Genomic DNA, 23585 nt, shown 5'->3' with positions numbered 1-23585 from the left:
TCCGGATCATTCCTTGGAGATCGTATAGACGTAGTTGGTGTCGAAGCTCGGTCCGAGCTTCAGACCCTTGAGCTTGGCGGAATAACCCGCCACTTCCGTCTGCTGGAAGATGATGACGAAGGGACCCTTCGCCAGAACTTCCTTCTGCAGGTTTTCATAGATGGCGGCACGCTTGGCAGTGTCCTTTTCCAGCAGCGCCGACTGGGTTTCCTTGGTCAGGTCAGGAACGTCCCAGGCATTGCGCCAGGCGAGTGTCTTGTTCTTGCCCTCATCGGAATTGTCGTAGTTGATGGTGAAGGTTTCCGCATTCGAGTTCGGATCGAAATAGTCCGAGCCCCACTGACCGATATAGATATCATGGGTGCGAGCGCGGTACTTTGTCAGCGTCTGCTTGCCATCGCCCGGAATGATTTCCAGCTTGATGCCGGCCTGCGCCAGCGTCTGCTGCACGCTTTCGGCAATGCCGGTCACTGGCTGCGTGTTGCGCACATCCATGGATACGGTGAAACCGTCCTTCAGGCCCGCCTTGGTGAGAAGTTCCTTCGCCTTGGCGACGTCGAGCTTGTAGGGGTTCTCGTCAAGCGCGCCGAGCTGGCCCTTCGGCAGGAAGGTCTGGTGGACTTCGCCGATGCCCTTGATGATCGTCGCGCCGATCGCGTCATAATCGACGAGATATTTGAAAGCCTCGATGACCTCAGGCTTCTTCAGGTTCTCGTTCTTCTGGTTGAGGCTGAAGTAATAAACCGTTCCCTTCGGCGCAGAGGTGACGGCAAGGCCTTCCTTCTTGGAAACGGCTTCCATATCGCCGGGCTCGAGGTTGCGGGCAACGTCGATATCGCCGTTTTCAAGCGCCAGACGCTGGCCGGAGCTTTCCTTCATGTGGCGGTAGACGACGCGCTTCAGCTTCGGCTTCTCGCCGTAATAATTCGGGTTGGCTTCGAGGATGACCGCCTCGTTGGCCTTCCAGCCAAGGATCTTGTAGGGGCCGGAACCGGCATAACCGGTCTTCAGGAATTCATTGCCGAAATCGGTGTCATATTTGTAATCGGCGCTGGGCGTGACCGCCTTCGCCTTTTCGGTGATGAGCTTCTTGTCGACCACCGAAGCGACAGTTGCCGTCAGCACGTTCAGCACGAAGCTCGGCGCATAGGGCTTGTCGACGGTCAGCACGAAGGTATTCGCATCCGTCGCCTTGGCTTTTTCGTTGACGTTGTCGCCCTTGAGGCCGAACTGCGTCAGCAGGAATGCCGGCGACTTGTCGAGCTTCACGGCGCGCTCGAAGGAAAAGGCCACGTCATCAGCCGTCACCGGATTGCCGGAGGCAAATTTCAGGCCCGACTTCAGCTTGAAGGTGTAGGTGAGGCCATCCTCGGAGGTCGTCCAGCTCTCGGCCAGATCGCCGATAACCTTGGACGTGTCGTTGAGATCAATGGAGACCAGCTTGCTGTAGGTGTTGCCGGTAACTTCGGCGGCGGACAGTTCGAACGCTTCGCCCGGATCAAGCGTGATGATGTCGTCGATGGCAAAACCTTCGACCAGGGTATCGGCCGGCGTGGCGGCGAAAGCGTGCGGAGCCGACAGCATCATCAGCGACAGAGCGGCGCTGGTGCTGAGAATACGCATAGATTTGTTGAGCGATTTGATCATAGGATCTCCCCTTTTGTTATAAGATTGATTTCATTCGCTATAGGGCGTCTTCAGGCCGGTTCGTGCCAGGCCTGGGACAGAACGCGCAGCCAGTTTTCCCGGCAGATTTTGGCCAACTCCCCGTCACCGTAGCCTGCCGATTTCAGCGCCGCAACCAGATTGTGGTTGCCGCTCGCATCCGCAATGCCAACGGGTACTGTCGCGCCGTCGAAATCCGATCCGAGCGCCACGCAGTCGATACCCATGCGCTCCACCATATAGTCGATATGGCGCACCATGTCGGAAAGCGGCGTGTCGGCAATGTCGCGCGCATCCGGCCTGAGCATGGTCACGGCATAGTTGAGACCGACCAGACCGTGACTGTCCTTGATGGCGTCCAACTGGCGGTCCGTGAGATTACGGGCAACGGGGGTAAGCGCGTGCGCGTTGGAGTGACTTGCGATCAGCGGCTGGTTGGTGGTCTTGGCCACATCCCAGAAGCCTTTTTCGGTGATATGCGCGAGATCGATGAGAATGCCGAGCCGGTTGCATTCCTTCACCAGCGAAAAACCGGCATCGGTGAGACCGGGCGCAGTATCGGGCGACATGGGATAAGAAAAGGGAACACCATGGCCGAAAACATTATGCCGGCTCCAGACCGGACCGAGCGAGCGCAGGCCGGCGGCATAAAACACCTCGAGCGCATCGAGATCGGCACCGATCGCCTCGCAGCCTTCCATGTGCAGCACGGCGGCGAAAACATCCTCGGCAAAGGCCTTGCGGATATCGGCCGTGGAACGGCAAAGCCGCCAGGCACCAGCGCGATCGAGCCTCAGTGCAATTGCCGCCTTCTCCATGGCAATATCGAGCGAAGGCAAGCGCTCCAGCGGCGCGGCGAGCGGCGTGTCATAGTGACCGTTTTCGTCTGGCTCCTGCAAAATGAGGTCGCCGGAGGGGATATAGACGGCGCAGATTCCGCCGCCAAGACCGCCGGCCCTGGCACGCGGACCATCGATATGACCTTCGCGCGTGCCGTTCTTGAATTCCGCAACCGGATCGGCACCGGCCTTGCTGTTGCGCCACAATCGAAGCAGCACATCATTATGACCGTCGAACACTGCATGCATGGGAAGAAATTCCAGTAAGCGGCAAAACCAAAGGGGGCGGGCAGACGCCGGAATGACACCGAACGAAAGCAAATCGGCGCGTTTTTCGCCGAGCGCTATAATCTGTCGAAGGTGATCTTAGGACGATCTCTCGCAGCTTCGCAAGACGCAAATTAGGCAATGATGAAATTATCACCACTTGCGTTTTGCCGGAATTTGCGCAACGTCAAGCCAGCCAGCCGTCATGCGCTTTCGTCAACAGCGGCGTGGTGAAAACACCTCTAACCCGCTCCGGCCATTCCGGCCCGAAAGCGGCGATTTTCTGCCGCCAGCGATCCGATTGCAGCATGGCCGCACCGATGACAACCGGCTGAATGCCGGACGACGCGAGAAGTGAAAGACCTGAAATGATGGAACTGCCGCTGGAGATGACATCATCCACCAGAGCCACCCGCCTGCCCTCGATGAGCGGCAACATGCGCGGATCGATATAAAGCCGCTTTTCCTGTTTGGTGGTGATGGAGGACATGGGCACCGACAGCTCCTCCAGATACCAGAATTTGCGCGACGTGCCAAGCGGCACGTAACGGGAATGGCCAAGATGGCGGGCAACGGCGGCTGCAAGCGTCAGACCAAGCGTCGGCAGGCCGATGACGACATCCGGCTCGAAGGTGGAAAGCTTGCGGGCAAGATCAGCCGCAAGCACTTCAAGCACCTCAAAAGACGCCTGATTGACGATGAGCGAGGCAAGCGCATTTTCACCATCCGCGAGCGGCCTTATCGGCAGGCAAATCTGCCTTCCGTCATCGAGTACTGCAGGAAAGAAGGTGGAATGTGGCCCGGCCGTTTCAAATGTGCGGGGAGCAGCTATCGCCTGCCAGAACTCATGAGGAGCGGCCGGGGACTGTGTATCGGGCGATGCGGATGACGGCATCGGTTTTCCTTTCAGGACCGGGATGGCGCAAAGCGGACGCGGTTTTTTCAGCCACGCCAACCCCGTTCGGCATATTCAGCATTTCAGCAACCGCACACATGCGGCGGGTTCATTTCATTGGCTTTTTCAGCTAGAAGGAAACAAAGCAACAGGCATTCGGACGAACCCACCTATGACTCGGGTTTTTCCCATATTCAAGGACAAGCTGCCCATGAGACTGCTGGACCGGATCGGTGAGGACCTGCCATTCCTGACGGAGCTTCGCCACGATCTGCACGCGCATCCGGAACTGGGTTTCGAAGAAGAGAGAACCAGCGCCATCGTCGCCGACCTTCTGGAACGGGCCGGGCTGAAGGTGCATCGCGGTCTTGGCGGCACCGGCGTCGTTGGCACCCTGCAGGTGGGCAACGGCACCCGCAGCATCGGCCTGCGTGCCGACATGGATGCGCTTGCCATGCCGGAAGTGCCCGACCGGCCCTATAAATCGAAATTTCCCGGCAAGATGCATGCCTGCGGCCATGATGGCCACACCGCCATGCTGCTGGGTGCTGCGCGCTATCTCGCAAAGACCCGCGATTTTTCCGGCACCGTGCATTTCATTTTCCAGCCGGCCGAAGAAGGCCGCGGCGGCGCGAAAAAAATGGTGGAGGACGGGCTTTTCTCGCTGTTCCCCTGCGATGCAGTCTATGGCCTGCACAATATGCCGGGGTTAGCCATCGACGAGATGGCGGTGGTGGAAGGCCCCCAGCTTGCCTCTTCCGACAGCTGGCGCGTGACCTTCAAGGGCATCGGCACCCATGGCGCCAAGCCACATCTCGGCCGTGACCCCATAACGGCGGCGGGCACCTTCCTCGCCTCGCTGCAAACCATCGTCGGCCGCGTCGTCGATCCGCTGCAACCCGCTGTGGTCAGCGCCTGCTCGGTGCAGGCGGGCGACCCGAAGGCGCTCAACGTCATTCCCGATCTCGTCGAAATCGGCGGCACGGCGCGCGCCTATGCGGCTGACGTGCGCGACCAGCTCGAAGCGGAAATCGGCAGGCTGGCAAAGGGCACGGCGGCGATGTTCGGCATCGAGGCGCATTACGAATTCATCCGCCGCATTCCACCCGTCATCAACGAGGCGGATGCGACGAAACGGGCGCTCCGGGCCGCAAAAACGGTATTCGGCACCAAGGCCCGCACCGCCTTCCCGCCCTCGACCGCCGGCGACGACTTCGCTTTCTTCGCGGGCGAAGCGCCCGGCTGCTATGTCTGGCTGGGCAACGGCCCGGCAGTGGATGGCGCGCTGCACCACAACACCTCCTACGACTTCAACGATGCGGCCATCGTGCCGGGCGTGGCGTTCTGGGCAACGCTGGTGGAGCAGGAACTGGCGGCAGAGTAGCCTCGTTGTTCAGACTGTTTTTCTGACCGGAGCTCTTGTTGCTTGCGACGAATCGAGGGCGGCGCTAACTTCAACGCACAGGCTTGACCCAAGCCTCCCCCCTCCTTTCGGGGAAGTATTCGACGTGCGGGGTAATATCATCATCGAACCGTCTGTTCGGGCATTCGCATAAGGAGGGATTGCGTTTCAGACCCGGAATAGAGGTCTTTTGATGAAACTTTCTACGCCGATTTTTCAATTGAAACGCCGGGCCAAACTCATGGTCCGAACCAATAACATTCCCCTGCACGAAGCTTTGGACCAGATTGCGCGCGAGGAAGGATTTGCAAGGTGGAGTCTGCTCTCCGCGCATGTTGCGGCGAGCTCATTATCCGAAACCATCTTCTCACGCCTCGTGAATGGCGACATGCTCCTGCTTGCCGGCCGTCCGGGCCACGGCAAAACGGCGCTTGGGTTTGAACTTTTATGCGCGGCGGCCGAGGACGAAAGGCGGTCTGTGTTGTTCACGCTGGAAATGACGGAGCAACAGGCGCGAAAGCGCATCGACAGGCACGCAACCGGCGGGACAAAAACGGAGATCGTGACATCGGACGAGATAAGCGCCGATTATATCACCCACCATTTGTCCCCCGCCAAACCGGGGACCTTTGCCGTAATCGACTATCTGCAAATACTCGATCAGCAGCGGCACAAACCGGCCCTGTCTCAACAGGTGGCCGCACTTGGCGAATTCTCGCAAAAAACCGGCGTTATTCTCGCATTCATCTCGCAGATCGACCGGTCCTTCGATCCGGAAAACAAACGGCTTCCGGATATCCGTGATATCCGCCTGCCCAACCTGATGGATTTGGGCCTCTTCAGCAAAGCCTGCTTTCTCCATAATGGCGAGGCACAACTTCACAATGTGAACTGATGAGGACTGGCTGTCGCGATGGCGACATCGCGGCAGTCAGTCTTGGCGCTCTTATCTCACCACCGCAATCACCGGGCTTTCCATCACCTTGCCCGTCAAAACATCGGCAATGCCCATATCCGTCTGGTGCGGGCCGATATTGCAGGCGAGCGTGGCGCCGAAGCAGGCCTTGAAGACGAGATAAGGCGGCTGCCATTCCACCACCCTGCCGACGGCTTCGCGCAACTCTTCGAAAGCCATTGCCACGTCTTCAAGCGGGGCATCGGAAACGAGGCCGGAGAGCGGGAGCGAAAGCAGCGCAGTCACCTTGCCTTCGGAGGCGACAGCCATGCCGCCGCCTGCCTTTATCACTGCATTGGCGGCGAGCGCCATGTCCTCGGCATTGCCGCCGAAAACGGTGAGGTTGTGGCTGTCGTGCGAGACGGTGGTCGCGAAGGCGCCGTTCCAGTTTCCCCAGCCGGTGAGGAAGCCGGTTCTGGTGATCGGCTCGGCCATGCCGTGGCGATGGGTGACGGAAATCATCGTCGCGCCTTCGGGCGGAATAACGAAACCGTCTTTTACCGCAGCCTCCGTTTCTCCCCATTGGGTGAAGCGCGGGCGGTCGATGGTGGCGAGGCGCACCTTCGCGCCTTTGGATGCGACCCGGAAATCATCGGGTTCACGAAGCGGCAGCTTCATCGAGCCTTCGAGCGCGGTTGCGTGGCAGGCAGGGATATCCACAAGCATGCGGCCGCCTTCAGCGACAGCCCTGCCATTCGCGATCACCTGGCGGGCCGCAAAACCGCTCAAATCCTCGAAAACGACGATATCGGCGCGACGACCGGCGGCAATGAGGCCGAGATCGGCACGGCCGAGCCTTTGCGCGGCATTGAGCGTTGCGGCGCGCAGCGCCCATTCGGGCTTCAGGCCATAACGGACAAGGCGGCGCACCACATCGTCAAGCCCACCGCCCTGCAGCAGGTCATCCGGGAACACGTCGTCGGTGCACAGCGTCACCGTCTGCGGCAGGTGGCCGAGCGCGTTCAGCGCTTCCACGAATTCCGGCAGCAGATGGTCATGCGAGCCGCGCAGCTCGATGGTGAGCCCTGCCCGCAGTTTCGCCATCAGGTCTTCGCCCGAGACCAGCTCGTGATCGGAAGAAACGCCCGCCGCCATGAAGGCGTTGAGATCGGCATCTTTCAGGCCGCGGGCATGGCCGCAGACCAGTTTGCCGGAGACAAGCCCGGCCTGTACGATGCCGCTCATGCGCGGATCGCGCTCGATGACGCCACGCATGTTCATGATTTCCGCAACGCCGCCGACCTGCGGCCACGACAATATATCGGCAAGAATGGCGGCGTCGAAATCCGCACCGCCGCGCTCCAGCCCCGGAGCTGATGGCACGCAGGAGGGCGCGAGCAGAATGGCGCGCAGGGGCAAGTTTTCGATTGCCTTCGCCGCCCATCGCACCCCTTCGACGCCGTGCACATTGCCGAATTCATGCGGGTCCCAGACGATGGTGGTAACACCACGGGCGACCACCGCCGCCGCATAGACGGCCGGTGTGACCATCGAGCTTTCGATATGCATATGTGTGTCGATGAGGCCGGGCGAGACAAAAGCACCGGCAGCATCGATGATGCTCGCAGCGTCGCTGCGGCTGGCGGGCTCATGGACGCTGGCGATCAGCGGGCCGACAATGCCAATATCGGCGGCGCGAAGCTCTCCCGTCACCACATCCACCAATGTTCCGCCGGTGATGAGGACGTCGAAAGGCTGGTCACCGCGCGCAGCGGCAACCGCGTGGGTGCGCAGTGCATCGTCGGCAAGATCAGCCTTCTCTCGTATCGGGAATTGCGCACTCATCGGGCGGCCTCCCGGCGTAATGACTCGAGAACGGCAACCTTTGTGCCTTCAGCATCAACGGTTTCGGCGAAGTGCGCATTAAAGGTTTCCACCTTGTCGGCACGCGCCTCGACCACCGTTCTGCCTCGGGTCAAGGCGGAATGAAGCTCAATATCGATCCGCGCCTGCCGCCAGCCGATGAGACCGGACGTGAAGGCAACGGCGGCCACGGGATCATAAAGCGCCATGGCGGCTCTGCCGCGTCTCGTGGCGATGCCGATGAAGCCTTCCAGCAGATCGGCAATCAGCCCGGCATTCTTGCCGCCGGCATTGCGGATCGGCAGCACATCGGCCGGCGAGGCGGTGACCTTGCGGCAAGCGTCCAGATCGACCATGCGCAGCGGCAGGCCGTGGGAGAGCACGATGGCCAGCGCCTCGGGATCGGCAAAGGCGTTGAATTCGGCCGACGCCGTGTGGTTGCCGCTGGTCACGCCGCCACCCATCCAGGTGAGATCGGAAACTCTGGCGGCAAGATCAGGCCGGGCGAGACAAAGCGCCGCGATATTGGTGAGCGGGCCGAGCGCCAGAATACGCTTTTCGCCTTCCCCCTCCAGCCAGCCGCAGAGCGCGGCAAAGGCATCGCTTTTCGGCAAGGCCGGTGCATCCGGCAGGCTTTGGCCGACAGTCGGGATGCCGCTATCGCCAAGGATCGACTGGGCGGTTTCGAGCGCGCCGAGCACGGGCTTGGCACTGCCCTGATGGATCGGCATGGACCAACCGAAGGCGGCAACGGCGCCTGCGGCATTGCCGCAGACCGCCTGAAGCGTCGTATTGCCGAACACCAGAGAAACGCCGTCAATGGCAAGGCCGGACGATTGCACGACCAATATGGCGGCAATGTCGTCGAAGCCCATATCGGTATCGATCCACACACCCATGGTCAGTTGAACACCTTGAGACTTGCCGCCTTTTCGACCGGCAGGTCGAAGGCAAGCGTATCACCGATGACATGCGCGGCAAGCGCCGCATCGGTTTCCGCCTTGACGGGCCCGAGCGGCGTATCCAGCAGATATTCACGGCTGTTGCCGGCAAAGGATGTGCCGCGCACGGTTCCCTGGAAAGGACCTGAACCGAGGGTGACCATGCGCGGCCGCCAGGCCAGTCCAGATGCTGAAGGGACTGGTCCGGGAAGCGGTGTTGTGCCGTTTGCGGTTTTCAGCGCGCCGCCTTCCAGCGCGAAGATGTTTTCAAAGCCGACGAAGTCAGCCACGAAGGAGGAAACCGGTGCGTTATAAATCTCCTCCGGCGTGCCGATCTGCTCGATCTTGCCGCCCTTCATGACGACAATGCGGTCAGCCAGCGCCAAAGCCTCGATCTGGTCGTGGGTGACGAAGATCATCGTCACGCCGGTTTCCTTCTGCACACGCTGCAATTCGGTGCGCATTTCAAGCCGCAGACGGGCATCGAGATTGGAGAGCGGCTCGTCGAGCAGCAGCACCTTGGGCTCCATGACCATGGAGCGCGCCAGCGCGACACGTTGCTGTTGACCGCCGGAAAGTTCGGCCGGCTTGCGGGAGGCGAAGTTGGACAAACCCACCGATTTCAGGCCGGAGGCGACCTTGTCCTCCAGGGCCTTGCCGCTCATGCCCTTGAGTTTCAGGCCGAAGGCGACGTTTTCGTAAACCGTCAGATGCGGGAAGAGCGCATAGGACTGGAACACCAGACCCACGGCGCGCTTGTTGGCGGCGACACGGGTAATATCGGCCCCGTCGAGATCGATGCGCCCGCCCGCCACCGGCATCAGCCCGGCAATGGCGCGCATCGTCGTTGTCTTGCCGCAGCCGGAAGGCCCCAGCAAGGCCAGAAGCTCGCCCTTGCGGATATCGAGATCGAGATCCTTGACGGCAATGCTGTTGCCATAAGCGAGCGAGACTTTGTTGAGCGAAAGATAATTTGCGTCAGACATAACGGGAGAACCCCAGAAAACGTTCGGCCATGAAGACGATGCCGATGGAAAGGAAGGCGAGCAGCGAAGAAAGTGCTGCAACGGAAGGATCAAAGACGATTTCCATGTAACCCAGCATGTCGATGGGCAGCGTGCGCACGCCGGGGCCGGACAGGAACAGCGACACCGGCACCTGATTGAAACTCGTCACGAAACCGAGAATGAAGGCAGAAAGGATGCCGCCGCGAATATTGGGCAGCACCACCCGGAAAAATGCGCCGAGGCGCGACGAACCGAGCAGCACCGCCGCCTCCTCGATATCCGAGCGCAGATTGTTGAGGCTGGCCGATACGACCCTGACCGCATAGGGCAGGATGAGCGCTGTGTGGGCGAGAAACAAAGCAAGCGTGATGCCAATGCCGAAGGGCACGACGAAATAGCGCAGCAGCGCCAGACCAACGATGATGCCGGGCACGATGATCGGCGCGGAAACGATGGTGCGCACGGTCTCGGCAAAGGGCAGCTTGTAGCGCGACATGGCGTAAGAGGCTGGAATGCCGAGGATGAGCGCCGTGAACGTGCCGCCGATGGCAAGGAACATCGACATCGCAAAGCTTTCGCGGAAGCTTTCGACCGTGAAGACCTTGGCGATCCATTTCAGCGAAAAGCCCTGCGGCGGAAAAGCGAGCGTATCGCCGGCCGAAAACGAGGCCGCAACGATGATGAGGAACGGCCCGATGAGGAAACCGACAACGAGAAGAAGCGTGAGCGGAATGAAGAGCTGCCGGGTCATTTCTTGTTCCTTGCGGTGGCGATGCGCTTCAGCAGGATATTGGCGGCAAAGCTCATGATGATCAGGATGAAGGCGATGACGCTCGCGGCAACGAAATTGTTGGAGACCGTCACCTGCTGGTAAAGCAGGGTTTCCAGCATCAGCACCTTGGAGCCGCCGAGAATGGCGGGCGTGATATAAGCCGTCAGCGAACCGGTAAAGACCAGCGTGCCGCCAACGACCAGCCCTTCCTTGGTGAGCGGCAGGATGACCTTCCAGAACACCTGCAACCAGTTTGCGCCGAGAACGCGGGCAGCGGCGATGGTATCCTTCGGCATATTCTCCAGCGCGCTGATGAGCGAGATGATCATCAGCGGCAGGAACAATTGCAGAAGGCCGATGAAAACAGCCGTCTCGGAAAACAGGATGCGGATCGGCGCATCGCTGAGGCCCACCGCCTGCAGCGCCTGGTTGACGATGCCAGTTCTGCCGAGAATGACGATCCAGGCATAGGTGCGGGCGACCGGCGAAATCATCAGCGGCAGTACAACGAGATTGACCACATGGCCCTTCGTCCCCTGCGACAGGTTGATGATGGCGAAGGCCGCTGCATAGCCTACCACCGCCGAAACGACGGTGACGAGCGCGCCGAGCTTGAGGGTGCGCAGGAAAACCGTCTGGTTCAGCGGATCGGAAAAGAAATCGGCGTAGGCCGACAATGTCCAGCCGTCAGCGGTGCGAAAGCCCTCCGACAAAAGCATGAAGACCGGCACAAGAAAAACCGCCGCCGCAAAAATCGCAGCGGGCAAGGCAAGCGCCAGCGCTTCGGCCCGGTTCTGAAACATTGGTTTATTCCCTGAACGGCCACACGGCCGGTTACGGTTGAAGCCGGCGTGCCGGCTTGCGGTCTGAAAAGGTTGGAAAAGCGGTCAGGGGACGACCAAACCGCTTTTCCTGAAACGGGGCGAGCCCTTGCGGACGCTGAAAATCACCCCGTTCCTGACTGAAATTGTCTCGGCTTATTGCCCGACCTTGGAGTTCCACTCCGACAACCACTTGTCGCGGTTATCGAGCGTCACGTCAGACGGAATAAGCTGCAGGCTACGTGCGGTTTCATCACCATAGGTGATATTGTTCGCCACCTCGTCGGAAACCTTGACCTGTTTGTTCGTCGGGCTGTCCACCAACTTTTCGGCCAACGCCTTCTGAACGTCGGTCGAGAGCCAGAAATCCATGAATTGCAGCGCCAGTTCCTGGTTCTTCGTGCCCTTCGGCACCACGAGCACGTTCATGCCGCCGGTCTGGCCTTCCTTGGGCGTGGCCCAGGCAAGCGGCAGGTCGAGCTTGGTGAAGGGCGCCCATGAGAAACGGCCGATCGGCGCTGCCCAGATTTCTTCCTGCTGCATCAGCTGCACCAGCTGCGAGGACTTGACGTAGAAAGTGACGATATCGTCTTTCTTTTCGCCCACGGCCTCGATGGCGCCAGAAAGATCAGGCGTGTCCTTGCCGATGGCCTTGCCCAGCATATAGAGCGCCGGCGGGCCCTGATTGGTGGTGACGTTCGGGAAGGCGACGTGATCGACAATGCCGTCCTTGAGGAGATCGGCCCAGCTATCGATTTTCATCTTGTCGGTACGGTAGACGATGGAGGTGGCGTAGAAATTGACGCCGACGCTCATGCCGTCGCCATTCGGGTCCTTGGCGATATCATAGAGGTTTTCGATATTCGGAACCTTGGACGCGTCGATCTTCTGGATCAGGTCCTTACGGGTGGCGGAAAGTGCATCCGCCATGGAGACGATGGCAAGATCGACCACCGGATTGGCCTTGTTGGCCTCCATCTTGGCCAGACGCTCGACGCTGTTGCCGGTCTCAACGACCAGCTTGCAGCCGCATTTCTGCTCAAACGGCGTATAGACCAGTTCCTTGAATTCGTCCTGCGCGAAGGCGTAGACCGAGATCGTCAGCGTCTTGTCCTGCGCCTCAGCGGCTCCCATCGTCAGCATCAGGGCAGCGCCCGATGCAAGAATGATCTTTTTCATGGTGTGAGTTCTCCTGCTGTGATTTTTTTGGCTTCAATCGCATCATGCTTTGCTTTGCCGGTGGAGCCGCGCATGATCAGCGCCATCGGTACTTTCGAGATTTCTGCCGTAACATCGACGGCGATGCCGGCTTCGCTGACATCGTCAATCGCACGCAGCAGCGCTCCAACCGCGAGATCGGCGATGCGGCCCATATCCATGCGCATCGTCGTCAGCGGCGGCGTGACCACGGCCGAGAAAATCAGATCGTCGAAGCCTGTGACACTGGCCTCTTCCGGCACTTCGATGCCCTCGCGCTGCAATTCGGTCAGCACCCGCAGCGCATGCAGATCGGAAACGGCGGCAAACGCGGTGAAACCATCCGCGACCCTGTCGGCAAGGCCAAGCCGGCAGCCCGCACCGCCGGCCTTTTCGATGGCGTCTATCCACAGCGTCTGTGCAACGCAGGCCTTGCCAAGACCATCGCGAATGCCGCCGAGGCGGTCGTTCTGCACGTTGGAATCCCGGTTCTTGCCGACCAGCACCACTTTTTTGTGGCCAAGTGCCGCCAGATATTCGCCAACCTGCCGGCCGCCATCCCAGTGGTCGGCGGCAACAGTGTTTCCGGGGGTCGAGGGGCTGTCGATCACCGCGACAGGACAATCAACATCGGTAATGCGCGTGCCGCGGCGGGGAACAATAACCATTCCATCCACGCCGCGCTCGATCAACCGGTTGATGGCATCCGTCTGCATGGCGATCTCACCACGCGAGTCGGCGATCAGCACACCGTAACCGGCAGTCACTGCTGCCTTTTCGATGGCCTGCGCAATCTGTGGAAAGAGAGGATTGGCAATATCGGGCAGAACCAGCCCCAGAACACCTGATCTGCCGGTGCGTAGCGCCCTGCCCGCCGAACTCGGCACATAACCAAGCTCGCTTGCCGTCTTGCGGATGCGCTCCGCCAGATCAGGCGAAACCCGGCCCTTGCCCGACAGCGCATTGGACACGGTTGCCACCGACACGCCGAGTGCCGTTGCTATCGCGCTCAGATTGGTGGCAGGCCGTGAAGACGCCATGGTGGACCGAAAGGGCTGATTAAACGTTTAATCACGATAATCGAGCGAAACCGCCCTGTCGAGTCCAATGGACGGCAAAATCGGCGAAAAGCTGGGCATAAGACATAAATGCCCGAAAAAAGTGCGGTTATTTTTGCAGCGGTGAGCCGTTCGCCGCATGATAGGCCTCCACCTGCCGCACCAGCCAGTCGCGAAACAGGACGACGGGAACATGATTGGCGCGAGAGAGCGGCGCCACCGCATAATAGGAGCTTGGGCTTTTTGCCTGATGATCGAACGCCTTCAGCAACTGCCGCGATTTCAGCTCGTTGTCGATCAGAAAAAGCGGCATCAGCGCCACGCCAAGCCCAGCGATGCAGGCCTGCGCCACGCTGGAGAATTGCTCGAACCGCATGCCCTGCGGCAGGGCGAGTGAAAGGCCGAGGCTTTCGAACCAGTGGCCCCATGCCCCTGGCCGCGAGGCCATGTGCAGCAACGGCAGGGTGGCGAGATCCCCTGCCTTTTCGACCGGATGCGTATTGAGAAACTCAGGGCTGCATACCGGAGCGACCATTTCATGCATCAGAAAGGTGCTTTCCGCCCCAGGCCAATCCGCCTGACCAATATGGATTGCCATATCCAGCTGTTCACGCTCGAAATCGAACTGGCCGATACGGGTGGCGAAATTGATGGTGATTTCCGGATGACTGGAGACGAAATCGGGAATACGTGGCAGAAGCCAGCGGGTGCCGAAGGTGGGCAGCATCGCGAGGTTCAGCGTATTGCCATGCGTTTTGGTCATGAGCTGCAGGGACGCGGAGCGTATCTCGCCAAGGGCCGAGGCAATCGATTTCGCGTAAGTTTTGCCCTCCGCCGTCAGCGCCACGCCGCGCGCACCGCGCTCGAACAGGCGCACGCCAAGCTGTTCTTCCAGTGACATAACCTGCCGGCTGATCGCCCCTTGCGTCAGGGCCAACTCATCGGCTGCGGCGGAAAAGCTGCCGAGCCGGGCGACGGAATCGAAGGCGGCAAGCGCACTGGTGGACGGCAGGAGTTTACGGCTGAGAGATGTCATGAGCCTATTACTAAAGGTAATGCGAAAATGAGTAAACATGGCTTGTGCCGGCAGGGCCGATTACCAATAATCCGGCCAGCAAATCCGGAGGCATAAAGTGAGCGAACGCGCAGCATTTAATTGGCAGGACCCTTTTCTGCTCGAAGACCAACTGACCGACGACGAGCGGATGATCCGCGACGCCGCCGCCGCCTTCGGCAAATCGGAACTTCTGCCGCGTGTCTCCGAGGCCTATCTTTCCGAAACCACCGAACCGGAACTGTTCCGCCTGATGGGCCGCACCGGCCTGCTCGGCGTTACCCTGCCGGAAGAATATGGCGCGGCCAACGCCAGCTATGTGGCTTATGGCCTCGTCGCCCGCGAGGTGGAGCGGATTGACAGTGGTTACCGCTCGATGATGAGCGTGCAATCCTCGCTCGTTATCCACCCGATCTTCGCTTATGGCTCGGACGAACAGAAGAAGAAATATCTGCCCGGCCTCGTTTCCGGCGAGCTGATCGGCTGTTTCGGCCTGACCGAGCCGGATGCCGGCTCCGATCCCGGCGGCATGAAGACCCGCGCAGAAAAGATCGCCGGCGGCTATCGCCTGCGCGGTTCGAAAATGTGGATTTCCAACGCGCCGATTGCCGATGTCTTCGTCGTCTGGGCAAAATCGGAAGCCCATGACAATCAGATTCGCGGCTTCGTGCTGGAAAAGGGCATGAAAGGCCTCTCCGCACCCAAGATCGGCGGCAAACTCTCGCTGCGCGCCTCGATCACCGGCGAGATCGTCATGGATGGCGTGGAGGTCGGCGAAGACGCATTGCTGCCGAATGTTTCCGGTCTCAAGGGCCCGTTCGGCTGCCTCAACCGCGCCCGCTACGGCATTTCCTGGGGCGTGCTCGGGGCCGCCGAAGATTGCTGGTTCCGCGCCCTTCAATATGGTCTCGACCGCAAGCAGTTCGGCAAGCCGCTGGCCGGCATGCAGCTTTACCAGAAGAAGCTCGCCGACATGCAGACCGAAATCGCGCTCGGCCTTCAGGCATCACTGCGCGTCGGCCGGCTGATGGACGAGCACAGGATGGCGCCGGAAATGATCTCCATCGTCAAGCGCAACAATTGCGGCAAGGCGCTGGATATTGCCCGCCAGGCCCGCGACATGCATGGCGGCAACGGCATCCAGATCGAATATCACGTCATGCGCCACGCCCAGAACCTTGAAACGGTCAATACCTATGAGGGCACGCATGACGTTCACGCGCTGATCCTCGGCCGGGCGCAGACTGGAATTCAGGCGTTTTTCTGAGGCTTTGTCCCATTATTCCCAATAAGAAAAAGGCCTTCGAAGCTATCTTCGAAGGCCTTTTTGTCTTTCTAGTTCGCGCGGTGGCTCAGAAGGTGCCGCGAACGCCGATGCCGAACATGCGCGGTTCGGTCATGCTGGCCTCAATGCCGCCAATGCCGCGATTTTCCTTCATCAGCGTCGGTGCGCGTTCGTCGAAGACGTTCTTGACGTAAGCGTAGAATTCAAGCTCCTCCTGGAACTTGTAGCTCGCTCGCACATCCGCGATCGTATAAGGCTCGATCGCATAAACGGCCTTGTTATCCGTGTCGGAATAATAACCGTCGAGATGGCGCACCTGCCCCGAGACGGTGAACTTGTCCGTCACATCCCAGCTGGCGCCGATGGTGAAGCTGTAACCGGGTGACTTGGCGAATTCCTTGCCGAGATAGGCGGAATTGCTGGAAATCTCGTCAATTTCCGTCTTCAGCAAACCGGCGCTGGCCTTGAGCGTCAGATTGTCGAGAACCTGATAATCGGCGCCGATTTCCAGGCCGTAAGCATGGGCCTCTTCGGCATTGACAGTGTAGGATTCGCTGATGCCCGTGGACACGACGATCGGCACGTTGAACTGCGCATCCTTCATGTCCATGTAGAACAGGTTGCCGTTGATCGTCAGCGTGTCATCCAGCAGGCTGGCGCGGGTGAAAAGCTCATAATTCCAGATGGTTTCCTTGTCGAAGGTCCGCCATTTGCTGGTCGTCAGGTCAAATGCGACACCGCCGGGATTGTAACCGCGGCTGATCAAACCACCCACCGTCCAGTCGTCATTCACGGCATAAGCGAGCGAGGCCTTCGGCAGAATTTCAGAGAAAGTCTCGTCATAATTGACCGAACTTCTGCTTGTGGCGCTCAGCGTTCTGTAACCGCTGCGCTGAATCTGGTCCTGCTGGTAGCGCAGCCCGCCGGTCAGGGTCCATTGATCCGTCAGGCGATAGCTCAGTTCGCTGAAGAGACCGAGATTGTCCTTGGTGTCGTTGAAGCGCGATGTTCCGCGCAGATAAAGCACTTCGTCGGCTTTCGTATGCGCGTAGAAGATACCCGCCACCCCACTCAGCACATCCTCCTGATCGCCGAAGGTCACACGGGTTTCGTGGGAGGTGTTCTTGAGGTCGATATCGGCATCGCCGGTATTGGCAATGCCGACCCTGCGCTTGGCAATGGACGAGGAAAACTGCGTCTGGTTGAACAGTTTCACACCATTTTCGAAATCGTAGTTGATGTCGAGAATGCCGGTATTGGTATATTGGCTGAAGCTCGGCATCGTGTTGGTGATGTGGTTCAGGTCCTCGAAGGGACGCGACGCCGCTTCCTGGCTTGGACGGTTGGAGGCGTTATAGGAATAGGTGAGCTTGGTCGAAAGGCCGGGGATTTCCGAGGGTTCCCACAGAAGCTTGAAACGACCGTTGAACTCCTTGAAGTTCTGGTCCGTACCGTCATGGGCAAAAGCGGAATTGATGTAGTCGATGAAGGTATCACGACCGGAATAATCGATCGCCATACGCGCCGCCAGTTCGTCTTCGATCAGCGGGCCGGAAAAGGCGAAGGAACCGCGCTTCTGGTGATAATTGCCGATCTCGGCCTGATAGCTCGCCTCCGGCGTAAACGTCGGGTCTTTGGTATTGACGAGGATCGCGCCGGCAATGGCGTTCGCACCCTGCGAGGTGGTCTGCGGACCGCGGAACACCTCAATGCTTTCGACATCCCAGATGGAACTCGCGCCATAGATGAACTCGTTATAACCGAGGTAATGGCCGTCGACATTGATCGTCGCGCGCGGCACCGTGCCGGTGAAGAAGGCGATGGAGCCGGTATTCGGTCCCTGCGTGTCCTGTCCGCGAATGATGGGCGCGCTGACATTGTCGGTATAAACGACGTTCGGAATATCCTTGATCGCTTCCGAAACGGTCGGATCGCCGGTCTTTTCCTTTTTGATTTTCTCGCTGGATATGACCGAAACGGACGACGCCGTGTTCTTCATATCGCGCGCCACTTTTTCACCGGTCACGACGATCGGTTTAAGAACTGTCGTCCCCGCTGTCTCAGCCTGCTGATCCTGACCCAGGACCGGCGTTACAAACAGCGTCGCCAGCGTCAGAACGCTGACCCCGTTCATCAAACGACCGTTAGAGCGAAACCCCATAACACACCCCTAAATAAACATGAGTATTAAAGTCATATTCAAGTAACGGATGCGTTATCTGTTTCGCAATAGAGAATACGTTCTGCATTGCGGACAATCGGGGTTCCGTAACGGGATGTGCCATATTTACAACAAAGTTTATCGACCACCCCCTAGCACCAAGGATGGCAAAGCGTCGCAACGGCCTGTTTTCCTGCCAGAAATCAATTCCGATTTTCCGGCCGATGCGTTAGGCATGTCCGGGCCATACAATTCGGGCCGTACAAGGGGAATAGGCTTGAAGGCCATGAATGACGATGCCGATGATCTGCCGGAAAACGAGGGCGAGAAGCGCTCAGCGCTCATTCAATCCGTATCGATCGCGGCGCGTTTCCTCGACCTTCTCGCAAAATCAGATACGGCACTCGCGCTTGGCGAACTGGCCAAACGCGCCGGCACCGGCCGTTCGACCGCGCACCGCTATATGCAGAGCCTGGTGCGGGAAGAACTGGTGACCCAGAACCCCGCAAGCGGTTGCTACGATCTCGGGCCGGCGGCACTGGGGATAGGCATAAGCGCGTTGAGACGAATCAATCCGGTCGAGACCGCCGGTCGCCAGATGAAAAATCTGGCTTCGCAGATCGGCGCCAGCTGCGGCGTGGCGATCTGGACCGATCGCGGCCCGACCGTAGTGCAATGGCACAGGAGCGCCAGCTTCTCCATCAGTACCGTAGCGCTCGGTGATGTTCTGCCGCTGGACAACAGCGCCTGCGGACTGGTTTTTCAGGCTTACCTACCACCGGATAGAATTGCCGCCGTGCGCAAATTGCAGCCGGCCACCTTTCGCGGCTCACGCCCCGAGGCGAAGGTTCTCAACGCCATCCGCGAGGCAGGCGGTGCGGAACTCAACGAGCATCTGTTTTCGGCCCTGACGGGCAAGGCGGCCCCGGTTTTCGATGCCCAGCGCGAAATCTGTTGCGTCGTCACCACCGTATCCTTCCTGGCGACAGCCGAGGCCGAAGGGCATTTTTCGCGACTGCTCGAAGCAGCCACAAAAGCGACGAGCGAATCCGGCGGATCGTAAACCTATTCGGCCAGATGGTCCGCAAATGTGTGGCCGGAATAGCCGGTGCGGAAAAGCCCGGCGTCGCCAAGCCGGGGAAGCAGCTGCTCCAATACCAGCCGCATCGAAGCAACAGACCCGCCGGGCACCGCGACAAAACCGTCTATCGCACTGGCCTGCGCCCATTCCCGAATGGTTTCAAAAGCATCCTCGACGGTGCCGATGATCTGCCAGTGGCCAGACCCCATCACTTCCGGCCGTTGCAGCAGGTCTGCGACGCTCAGGGTCTCCCGTTCGATCAGCCGGCGTAAAAGGTTGGCATGGGTGCGGCTTCTCGGTGTTTCAGGCGGCAGCGACAGATCCGAAGCGGTGACGATCCGCGTGAGCGGCCACTCCGAAAGATCAAGGCCCGTCATATCGCGAATGGAGGCAAAGGCGCGGGCGCGGTTGGCGCGCGCATGGGTCTCCGCAAAGAGTTCCAGCGCCTCCTTTCGGCTGCTCGCCAGATAAAGGCTGAGGCCCGGCATCAGCTTCACCTCATCCGCCCTGCGGCCATGCCCCTCGGCCCGGCGGCGCAAATCCGCCCTGAGTTCGATGGCCGCCTGCATATCCGGCGTCGAGGCAAAAACCGCATCCGCCACCGACGAGGCGAAATCACGGCCCTCGGGAGAAGCGCCCGCCTGCACCAGCGGAATGCGGCTGGCATGGGCCGGCAGGTTAAGCGGGCCTTTGACGCTGAAATGCAGCCCTTCATGTGCCACCGGCCGCACCAGCGAGGAATCGGCAAACCGCCCGCTTTCCCTGTCGAGCTTCAACGCCTCGTTCGGAAAACTTGCCCAAAGCTGCCGCACCACCTGCGTGAATTCGTCGGCGCGTTCATAGCGCTCCTGCGGCGACGGCATTTGCTTGAGGCCGAAATTTTCATGGCCTTCAAGGGCAGTCACGATGTTCCACCCCGCCCGGCCGTTACTCAGCCAGTTCAGCGACTGAATCTGGCGAGCAACCACATAGGGTGGCAAAAAGGTCGTCGAAACGGTGGATAACAGGCCGACGCGACTGGTCTCCCGGGCAATTGCGGCGAGAAGCATGGTCGGGTCCATGCTGGCAAATCCGCCGCCGGTCTCCAGCCCCTCGGTACGCAGAAAAAGCGTATCGGGCCGAAACACGAAATCCACATATGCGGCCTCGGCGCGCTGGGCAAGATCGACGAAATAATCGCTGGAAAACACCCCACCTATATCGCTGTCCGCGCGCCGCCACGCCTCGCCACTGAGCCAGGTTGGGGCCAGCGACATACCGACATGGAGCTTGGCTGCGACTGACATGATGCACCTCGATTGAAATAACGGGCAAGAAATCCGCGGGTTGAATCGGCAAATTTCGATTTGTGGAGAGTTTTACTATAGTTTAGTGTCGCTTCAAGATCAGAGCGTCGCGCTTGCCTGAACGGGACCCGTTTTTCGCAAGATCGATATTTAATTTCAAATGCTTATAACGGCTGTGCGGCGTCTCGACGCATGGCCGCATGAATAACAGGAGTTGTATCCGGTGCTTGATGCGACAGACCTTCACGCCAGCTACGGACACGTCCCCGTCTTGAAGGGATTGTCTGCCCGTTTCCAAGCCGGGCGGGTGACGGCGCTGGTCGGCCCGAATGGCTGCGGCAAGTCGACGCTGTTGAAAACCATCATGGGTTTCCTGCCTTTGTCATCAGGCAAAATAAGGCTTGGCGAGCGTTCGATCAGCGAAATCGGACGCCGGGAACTCGCCCGCCGTATCGCCTATCTGCCGCAGGAATGCCATTGCCCTGACTATATGACGCTTGGCGAGTTGATCGAGCTCGCCGGTTATGCGCGATACGGTCTTGCAGGCGGCCCGACTGAACGCGACCGGGCGCTTTTTGCCGAGGCGCTGAGGACCGTCGGGCTGGAAGACAAGGCGAAAGCACAGGTCAACACGCTGTCCGGCGGCCAGCGCCAGCGCGCCTTCATCGCCATGGTGCTGGCGCAGGATACCGACGTGATCCTGATGGACGAACCGGTCAACCATCTCGACATGAAGTATCAATATGCCGTTCTCGGCCTCGTGCGCGAATTGACCGACAGGCACGGCAAAACCGTTATCGTCGTGCTGCACGATCTCAACCTCGCCTCCACTTTTGCCGATGATGTCATCATGCTGAAAGCCGGACGGGTTCTGGCGTCAGGGCCCGTTGAAAAAACGGTCACCCCTGAAAATGTCGCCGAGGTCTTCGATCTCGAAGCCGATATCTTCTCCCGTCAGGGACGGCTCATCTGCGTGCCCCGACTGGAACGGCAGGAACAGGCCATCCCGGCATGACCTCGAAAGTAATGCTGATTTTTGCCGCCGCGCTGCTCTTGGCCGCCATTCTCGCCGTCAATCTGCTCCTTATGACCGGCGATATGCCGCTTGCCGAGATCGCGACGACGCTCTGGCGGGGTGAGGCCGACACCTATGAACAGTCGGTGCTGCTCTATCAGCAGATCCCGCGCTCGCTGATCGCGATTTACGTGGGCGCCACCACCGCCGTCAGCGGCTGCGTGCTGCAGGGGCTTGTCCGCAATCCCCTCGCCTCGCCCTCCACTCTGGGCTTGAATGCCGGCGCGACGCTTTTTGTGGTTGCCGGCGCGCTGGTGTTCGATTTTTCTCCGGAGGTGCAGGGATTAGCGGCACTCGTCGGCAGCGGTCTCGGCTTTGGCGCCTGCTTCCTCGTCGCCCGTCTTGCCGGTCGGTCGAACGATCCGCGCGGCCTGTCGGTCATCCTCGCCGGTGCTCTGGTTTCGATGCTGCTGATCGGCGTGACCAATGCCCTGCTGTTATCAAACCCCACACGGCGCAGCGAATTTCTGAGCTGGGTGGGCGGCAATATCAACCACGTCTATGCCGCGCGGCTCATCGATTTCTGGTGGATTGGAGCCATTGCGCTGGCGATATTGTTATTAGTCGCCCGGCCGCTGACGCTCGTTCTGCTGGGCGCGGAAAAAGCCGCCTCCGCAGGTGTGAACGTGACAAGTATTTCCCGGGTCGCGCTTTTTGCCACCATGCTGGCATCGGGCTCGGCGGTGGCGATCTGTGGCCCGATTGGCTTCGTCGGCCTTATCGTGCCGCATATGATCCGGCCGCTGGTCGGCGTGAACTTCACGCTCGCTTTGCCGGCGTCCGCCCTTGTCGGCGCGGGCCTCTGCGTGCTGGCCGATCTTGGCGCACAGACTCTGTTTGCGCCTTATGTGGTCAATACCGGGCTGTTCATGGATCTGCTCGGAGGCCTCGTCTTCATCGTCATCGTCAAGCGCTTTTATCTTTCGCCTTCGCAAAGGGGGCTGTCATGAAACGGCATTTCGCCACCAACGGCAAAGCGGTACTCAGGCTGCCGAGCGGCCTGCAAATCGGCATCGGCAATCTGAAGGCCGGCCTCGCGCTGATTGGATTGGCGCTGATGCTCGCCGCCATATCCGTTAGCCTCGGCAATACTGAAACAGGTTTATTCGACCTTTTGCACGGCCTTGCCGGCGGGCATCTGGGCGACGATCAGGCCTATGCGCTGTGGACGGTGCGGCTGCCGCGCATTCTGCTCGGCTTCATGGCCGGCTGGAGTGTGGCATTGGCAGGCGCCATGCTGCAATCCGTCGCCCGCAATCCTCTCGCCGATCCAGGCCTGTTCGGTCTGAGCCAGGGGTCGATGACCACCATCATGCTGCTTCTGGTGCTGGTGCCGGCCGCGCCAAAAACCATGGTAGCGCTTGCGGCCGTCGGCGGCGGTCTGGCAGTGGCCTTTCTCCTGATCGCCCTCGTTGGACGTGAACGCTCCAGCGGACTTGCCATTCTGCTGATGGGGATAGCGATAGAATCCGCCCTTTCATCCGTCTCCTCTGTGCTTCTACTCTACACGCCGGCGGAAACTTCACTTTCACTGGCCGACTGGATGGCGGGTTCGCTGTTTCAGGCAAGCTGGTCCACCAATCTCGTTTTTGCGCCCCTCTTTGCCGCAAGTCTCGCCGGCATCTTTCTGCTCGGTCGGGCACTTGCGGTCTTCGATCTCGGCAACGAGATGGCCATGGCGCTTGGCGAAACCGTCAGGCATTCGCGCCCGCTCGTCATCGTTTTCGCGGTCATCCTCAGTGCCTCATCCGTCACCGCGGTCGGCCCGCTCACCTTTCTCGGCGTCATAGCCCCGCATCTCGCCACTTTCGTTTCGCCCGCCGTCGGCCGCGCCAGGCTTTTTCTCTCCGGGCTCACCGGCGGGATATTGGTGGTAACCGCCGATACGCTGTCGCGCGGGCTGGTGGCTGATACGCCGATGCCGATCGGCCTTGCACTGACGCTGATCGGCGTGCCGCTTTTCATCCTCACGCTGCGCCTGCAGGCGCTGCGCAGAACCAACAGCCATTGAATGAACTGAA

Annotated in this window: 20 protein-coding genes; 7 read left to right on the top strand and 13 right to left on the bottom strand. The window is 59.9% G+C overall.

The genetic code is table 11. From position 1 onward, the window contains the following. Positions 1-6 precede the first annotated feature (6 nt). The 3 genes from ACQZ5F_RS20450 to ACQZ5F_RS20440 form a co-directional block, all read right to left on the bottom strand. Positions 7-1647 (bottom strand): ABC transporter substrate-binding protein, encoded by a 1641-nt coding sequence (locus ACQZ5F_RS20450; RefSeq protein WP_448730851.1) that lies wholly within the window; start codon positions 1645-1647, stop codon positions 7-9. A gap of 50 nt (positions 1648-1697) precedes the next feature. Continuing rightward, positions 1698-2753 (bottom strand): dipeptidase, encoded by a 1056-nt coding sequence (locus ACQZ5F_RS20445; protein ID WP_448730850.1) that lies wholly within the window; start codon positions 2751-2753, stop codon positions 1698-1700. Positions 2754-2958: 205 nt separating this feature from the next. Then, the gene (locus ACQZ5F_RS20440; protein WP_448730849.1) at positions 2959-3666 is read right to left on the bottom strand and encodes a phosphoribosyltransferase; all 708 of its coding nucleotides are present in this window, start codon (positions 3664-3666) and stop codon (positions 2959-2961) included. 211 nt (positions 3667-3877) lie between these two features. On the opposite strand from ACQZ5F_RS20440, the gene ACQZ5F_RS20435 reads away from it, so the two are divergent. Together ACQZ5F_RS20435 and ACQZ5F_RS20430 are read left to right on the top strand one after the other, a co-directional pair. Then, positions 3878-5050: a M20 aminoacylase family protein gene (locus tag ACQZ5F_RS20435; protein ID WP_444562164.1), complete on the top strand. Its 1173-nt coding sequence runs from the start codon at positions 3878-3880 to the stop codon at positions 5048-5050. A 211-nt stretch (positions 5051-5261) separates the two neighbouring features. Further along, positions 5262-5963, top strand: coding sequence for a DNA helicase (locus ACQZ5F_RS20430; protein WP_448730848.1), 702 nt, complete (start codon positions 5262-5264; stop codon positions 5961-5963). A gap of 51 nt (positions 5964-6014) precedes the next feature. On the opposite strand, the gene ACQZ5F_RS20425 is transcribed toward ACQZ5F_RS20430, so the two are convergent. The 8 genes from ACQZ5F_RS20425 to ACQZ5F_RS20390 form a co-directional block, all read right to left on the bottom strand. Further along, positions 6015-7808: an adenine deaminase gene (locus ACQZ5F_RS20425; RefSeq protein WP_448730847.1), complete on the bottom strand. Its 1794-nt coding sequence runs from the start codon at positions 7806-7808 to the stop codon at positions 6015-6017. Further along, positions 7805-8725, bottom strand: coding sequence for a nucleoside hydrolase (locus ACQZ5F_RS20420; protein WP_448730846.1), 921 nt, complete (start codon positions 8723-8725; stop codon positions 7805-7807). The genes ACQZ5F_RS20425 and ACQZ5F_RS20420 overlap by 4 nt, the downstream gene beginning before the upstream one ends. A gap of 2 nt (positions 8726-8727) precedes the next feature. After that, positions 8728-9753, bottom strand: coding sequence for an ABC transporter ATP-binding protein (locus ACQZ5F_RS20415; RefSeq protein ID WP_448730845.1), 1026 nt, complete (start codon positions 9751-9753; stop codon positions 8728-8730). Further along, complete coding sequence (locus ACQZ5F_RS20410) at positions 9746-10525, bottom strand: ABC transporter permease (protein WP_006315562.1); 780 nt, start codon at positions 10523-10525, stop codon at positions 9746-9748. Before ACQZ5F_RS20410 ends, ACQZ5F_RS20415 begins: the two co-directional genes overlap by 8 nt. Then, positions 10522-11349, bottom strand: coding sequence for an ABC transporter permease (locus ACQZ5F_RS20405; RefSeq protein ID WP_448730844.1), 828 nt, complete (start codon positions 11347-11349; stop codon positions 10522-10524). Before ACQZ5F_RS20405 ends, ACQZ5F_RS20410 begins: the two co-directional genes overlap by 4 nt. Before the next feature lie 174 nt (positions 11350-11523). Continuing rightward, entirely contained in the window at positions 11524-12546 is a 1023-nt protein-coding gene (locus tag ACQZ5F_RS20400) for an ABC transporter substrate-binding protein (RefSeq protein ID WP_046800919.1), read from the bottom strand. Further along, positions 12543-13604, bottom strand: a complete 1062-nt coding sequence (locus ACQZ5F_RS20395; protein WP_052819266.1) for a LacI family DNA-binding transcriptional regulator — start codon at positions 13602-13604, stop codon at positions 12543-12545. Before ACQZ5F_RS20395 ends, ACQZ5F_RS20400 begins: the two co-directional genes overlap by 4 nt. A gap of 127 nt (positions 13605-13731) precedes the next feature. Beyond that, complete coding sequence (locus tag ACQZ5F_RS20390; RefSeq protein ID WP_046800921.1) at positions 13732-14658, bottom strand: LysR family transcriptional regulator; 927 nt, start codon at positions 14656-14658, stop codon at positions 13732-13734. Between the two features lie 97 nt (positions 14659-14755). On the opposite strand from ACQZ5F_RS20390, the gene ACQZ5F_RS20385 reads away from it, so the two are divergent. After that, positions 14756-15943 (top strand): acyl-CoA dehydrogenase, encoded by a 1188-nt coding sequence (locus tag ACQZ5F_RS20385; protein ID WP_046800922.1) that lies wholly within the window; start codon positions 14756-14758, stop codon positions 15941-15943. 85 nt (positions 15944-16028) lie between these two features. On the opposite strand, the gene ACQZ5F_RS20380 is transcribed toward ACQZ5F_RS20385, so the two are convergent. Next, complete coding sequence (locus tag ACQZ5F_RS20380) at positions 16029-18095, bottom strand: TonB-dependent receptor (RefSeq protein WP_137087743.1); 2067 nt, start codon at positions 18093-18095, stop codon at positions 16029-16031. A gap of 313 nt (positions 18096-18408) precedes the next feature. On the opposite strand from ACQZ5F_RS20380, the gene ACQZ5F_RS20375 reads away from it, so the two are divergent. Then, the gene (locus ACQZ5F_RS20375; protein WP_448730969.1) at positions 18409-19185 is read left to right on the top strand and encodes an IclR family transcriptional regulator; all 777 of its coding nucleotides are present in this window, start codon (positions 18409-18411) and stop codon (positions 19183-19185) included. A 2-nt stretch (positions 19186-19187) separates the two neighbouring features. On the opposite strand, the gene ACQZ5F_RS20370 is transcribed toward ACQZ5F_RS20375, so the two are convergent. Then, a complete protein-coding gene (locus tag ACQZ5F_RS20370) occupies positions 19188-20489 on the bottom strand; it encodes an NtaA/DmoA family FMN-dependent monooxygenase (RefSeq protein WP_448730843.1) in 1302 nt (433 codons plus the stop codon). Positions 20490-20703: 214 nt separating this feature from the next. On the opposite strand from ACQZ5F_RS20370, the gene ACQZ5F_RS20365 reads away from it, so the two are divergent. From ACQZ5F_RS20365 to ACQZ5F_RS20355, 3 genes are read left to right on the top strand one after another with little or no spacing between them, the layout of a single operon-like run. After that, complete coding sequence (locus tag ACQZ5F_RS20365) at positions 20704-21504, top strand: ABC transporter ATP-binding protein (RefSeq protein ID WP_448730842.1); 801 nt, start codon at positions 20704-20706, stop codon at positions 21502-21504. After that, complete coding sequence (locus tag ACQZ5F_RS20360; protein ID WP_448730841.1) at positions 21501-22514, top strand: FecCD family ABC transporter permease; 1014 nt, start codon at positions 21501-21503, stop codon at positions 22512-22514. The genes ACQZ5F_RS20365 and ACQZ5F_RS20360 overlap by 4 nt, the downstream gene beginning before the upstream one ends. Continuing rightward, complete coding sequence (locus ACQZ5F_RS20355) at positions 22511-23575, top strand: FecCD family ABC transporter permease (protein WP_448730840.1); 1065 nt, start codon at positions 22511-22513, stop codon at positions 23573-23575. The genes ACQZ5F_RS20360 and ACQZ5F_RS20355 overlap by 4 nt, the downstream gene beginning before the upstream one ends. Positions 23576-23585: the final 10 nt, after the last annotated feature.

Source organism: Agrobacterium sp. 22-210-1 (assembly GCF_053522525.1).
The sequence above is the reverse complement of the archived record's forward strand: the minus strand, read 5'-3'. Positions and strand labels throughout refer to the sequence as shown.